The sequence below is a fragment of the Paenibacillus terrae genome, from assembly GCF_000943545.1.
GTDB lineage: Bacteria > Bacillota > Bacilli > Paenibacillales > Paenibacillaceae > Paenibacillus > Paenibacillus terrae_A.
In genome coordinates this window covers 1-2,626 of the sequence record NZ_JTHP01000151.1, presented here as the reverse complement: position 1 = coordinate 2,626, position 2,626 = coordinate 1, and the positions used below count along the sequence as shown (strand labels likewise).

The following is a 2,626-nucleotide window of genomic DNA, read 5'->3' as shown; positions in this document are numbered from 1 at the left end:
ACACGACGACTATTAAAGAATTTATTGCAAACACAAATTTAAAGGAGTGGTTTAGGTATGGTGAAATGGTAGAACACAAATGCTGCCACTAATAATAACAATGGCGATAATGATAATTAGGGATGGCTTGGTTTGTTAGGATTAATTGGATTGGCAGGTTTAAGACGTCGCGACCATGAAAACGACAAAAAAAGATAATCGTAAATAACAACTCAAAAACACCTTAAAAAATTCCTGCTGTCCTTAACTGGTCGGCGGATTTTTTTACTTACAGAAATTGCCACACCGTTCACCGAAAAGCAATTTGAGGTGATAAGCATGAATCATACATATAAAGTGTTAAAGTCGGATATCGAACTATTTGCAGCAGCATTAAGCCAGGTAAGAGTATATGTAGTAAAGCCGTTGAGTGAGGATATGGTGGATGGAGGTTGTAGACTAGCTGTTTGCCGTACCTGCGGCACAGCGACTTTTTATTTTGCATTGTAAGGAGGAGTGCCAGCGTCGTTGTCACCAGGTGCAAACATATGTAAAATATAGTGAATATATTTGGGTTGACAGCACATTTGGACAGCAGTATGCTTGCTAGGGAAATATTGATGTCCTCGTTAGGTGAGGCTCCTATACGAACATAAGCCACTGCCCGGAAACATCGAAAGATGCCAATGGGTATAACAGGAATTGCCGGATTAAGGCTCTTCTTAATGTGGCTAAAGAACTTTGGTTCTTTTACGTCGTATAGTGCTAAAGCTCGACTTGGGGGAATCGGATATTTGCATGCCTTATCTTGCATGCAGAACGACGCCCCTTCAGTTGAGCTGAGGGGCGTTTTTATTTCAATGTGTTAGGTATTTGCAGTGACATGGTTCCTGTGAGATAAGTAAAATATGGAGCCAACAATACGATATGGGAGAGGGGGGGAACCATTCTATGAGTAGTCGAAGTTCGACTGAACCGGATCCAGAACCAGTGAGTCTATTGGCAGTCGGGTTAAAACTAGATACCGTAATTGAGTATGGTTGCAACTCCTCTCCTACGGGGTAGTATTGGGCCTGACTGCCTTAAAACAAGGAGGCAGTCGACATGTCAAAAATGAATTTTTTTCAAAAAAAGCAGCAAAATAAAAGTGCTGCTCATATTCAAGGCTTTGATATTGAATTGAATCAGGAAAATACTCGTCGTATTGATCGGCTAGTCGATAGTTACGAAAATAGCATTCTTTCTCATTTAGATGAAGCGTACCAAAGAACGACAAGCTGGCAAGATCGTCTTGCGGATCGGATTGCATCATTCGGCGGTAGCTGGAGATTTATTACTTTTTTCGCTATCTTTCTGACCATCTGGATACTCTTGAACAGCTTGCCGTTTACTCGCTTTCATTTCGATGAACCTCCATTTATCTTGTTGAACTTGTGTTTGTCCTTTATCGCAGCATTCCAGGCTCCAGTCATTATGATGAGTCAGAACCGCCAAGCTGCAAGGGATAAGCATGAATCGATCATTGACTTCGCGATCAACTACAAAGCCGAACAAGAGATTGACGATATGCAAAGCCACCTTCATCGGATCGAAGGCGAACTGATTGAGATTAAAAAACTCTTACTTGTTCTAAACAACCGAATGAATGAAGAACACAAATGACCCTTTGGATTATATGGAGGCCCCATAGTAAAGTTTTCACCTGAATTGATTAAGATTAACGGAAGCTATTTTATGAGGAATCAGTTTGAATTTAGAGTAGATGTAAAGAAGGACTCCAACGGTATATAGCCGGTTGGAGTCCTTCTGTTGTTTATTTAGTTGAATACTCGCTTACTTCAAACGTGAGTATTTTGTTGAATATTACATAGTCATTGCGACTGCTAAATGGCCCCTTGTTGTTATCGTGTTTATCAATTGCAAAGAATGAAGGACCTCTGCCAGTATCTTTAGCATCATACCAAGCGATGAAGGCACTCAGTTCTTTTTTGCTTAAATCGAATTCTTTATCGAATTCATTATCCATTGTTACAGTAAGAGCGGTTCAAATTGAGATTAAGGCACTTGAAAAAGTAATTGATAATCCAGTGTCGAGGTGGGCTTTAGAGGCTTTTTTTCGTTGAAGTAAATTCCGTTTAGCCTTGTCAAATTTATTGAATGACACATACGGTATACAGTATCTAAATAAAAGGAGGAGTTCATGTGAGTGAATGTGTTGGAGGAGCTGAGCGTAGGGAAGAGCGTAGGGAAGAGCGTAGGGAAAACTGTTTTGGTGCTTTCACATCGCCAGCAGCAATTTTGGTGCTCTTTATTCTGTTGGTTATCATCACTAAAGCCTGTTGGATTTAATTTTTAAAGCAATGTCACGGTAATGCCCGATCATTGTTTCGGTATAAAAGGCTCTACTGGTATGTAACATGTAACCGGTAGAGCCTTTATAATGTTTATCTGTCACCCAATAGGTGTTCCATCAGGTAGTTTAATATCTGGTTTCAATAGAACCACATCCCCCTTTTCGGGTATTCCTCTAAGGACTAATACCTCTGAATTAAAGCCTGCTATCCGTCGAGGAGGAAAGTTGACTACACCTATTATTTGTTCTCCTATAATATCTTCAGCCACATATCTTTTTGTAATTTGTGCACTA

General features: G+C 40.1%; 2 protein-coding genes, 4 pseudogenes and 1 riboswitch. Of the genes and pseudogenes, 4 read left to right on the top strand and 2 right to left on the bottom strand.

Annotated elements, in window-relative coordinates:
- Window positions 1-120 precede the first annotated feature (120 nt).
- The 3 genes and pseudogenes from QD47_RS32805 to QD47_RS29290 all read left to right on the top strand — a co-directional run.
- Window positions 121-198, top strand: a pseudogene (locus tag QD47_RS32805) (WGxxGxxG-CTERM domain-containing protein); the annotation flags it as partial.
- A gap of 120 nt (window positions 199-318) precedes the next feature.
- Complete coding sequence (locus tag QD47_RS32800) at window positions 319-489, top strand: hypothetical protein (protein ID WP_200893549.1); 171 nt, start codon at window positions 319-321, stop codon at window positions 487-489.
- A 108-nt stretch (window positions 490-597) separates the two neighbouring features.
- Window positions 598-770, top strand: a riboswitch (M-box (ykoK) riboswitch).
- A 313-nt stretch (window positions 771-1,083) separates the two neighbouring features.
- Window positions 1,084-1,641: a DUF1003 domain-containing protein gene (locus QD47_RS29290; RefSeq protein WP_044649438.1), complete on the top strand. Its 558-nt coding sequence runs from the start codon at window positions 1,084-1,086 to the stop codon at window positions 1,639-1,641.
- A gap of 151 nt (window positions 1,642-1,792) precedes the next feature.
- On the opposite strand, the pseudogene QD47_RS33610 reads toward QD47_RS29290, so the two are convergent.
- A pseudogene (locus tag QD47_RS33610) lies at window positions 1,793-2,017 on the bottom strand (hypothetical protein); the annotation flags it as partial.
- 233 nt (window positions 2,018-2,250) lie between these two features.
- Here QD47_RS33610 and QD47_RS33605 point away from each other — a divergent pair.
- Window positions 2,251-2,328, top strand: a pseudogene (locus QD47_RS33605) (YjcZ family sporulation protein); the annotation flags it as partial.
- Between the two features lie 102 nt (window positions 2,329-2,430).
- Here QD47_RS33605 and QD47_RS29280 read toward each other — a convergent pair.
- Window positions 2,431-2,626 (bottom strand): annotated as a pseudogene (locus QD47_RS29280) (tRNA-binding protein); the annotation flags it as partial.

Excerpts from the sequence above, each read along its gene's own strand:
- QD47_RS32800 (WP_200893549.1), top strand. The coding sequence starts at position 319 with ATGAATCATACATATAAAGTGTTAAAGTCGGATATCGAACTATTTGCA.
- QD47_RS29290 (WP_044649438.1), top strand. The coding sequence starts at position 1,084 with ATGTCAAAAATGAATTTTTTTCAAAAAAAGCAGCAAAATAAAAGTGCT.